This is a genomic window from Brevibacillus sp. HB1.2, assembly GCF_013332495.1.
Taxonomy (GTDB): domain Bacteria; phylum Bacillota; class Bacilli; order Brevibacillales; family Brevibacillaceae; genus Brevibacillus; species Brevibacillus porteri.
In genome coordinates, this window is record NZ_JABMIU010000048.1 from 1 (window position 1) to 379 (window position 379).

General features: G+C 47.8%; 3 tRNA genes. All 3 read left to right on the forward strand.

Annotated elements, in window-relative coordinates:
* Positions 1-27: 27 nt before the first annotated feature.
* Positions 28-104, forward strand: a tRNA-Asp gene (locus tag HPY28_RS30180).
* Positions 105-204: 100 nt separating this feature from the next.
* Positions 205-280 (forward strand) — tRNA-Thr (locus tag HPY28_RS30185).
* A gap of 7 nt (positions 281-287) precedes the next feature.
* Positions 288-372: transfer RNA gene (locus tag HPY28_RS30190), tRNA-Tyr, on the forward strand.
* The last annotated feature ends 7 nt before the right edge of the window (positions 373-379 follow it).

Below are 379 nucleotides of genomic sequence, written 5' to 3' on the forward strand. Positions count from 1 at the left end.
AAGTGCCCAGTGGGTGCAACCAAATTTGGAGCTGTGGTGAAGTTGGAGTTCACGCCGGTCTGTCACACCGGAGGTCGCGGGTTCGAGTCCCGTCAGCTCCGCCATCTTTCTTAACAAGATGGCATAGTTCACGAACATGAAAAAGGTTTAACGTAATAAAAAAACGTTGATTTTTCATGAAAGATATGCCATAATTAAAGATATGCCGGTATAGCTCAATTGGTAGAGCACCTGACTTGTAATCAGGGGGTTGTGGGTTCAAGTCCTATTGCCGGCACCATGAATTTGGGGAGATAGTGAAGTGGCTAAACACGGCAGACTGTAAATCTGCTCCCTCCGGGTTCGGCGGTTCGAATCCGTCTCTCCCCACCATTTTCAT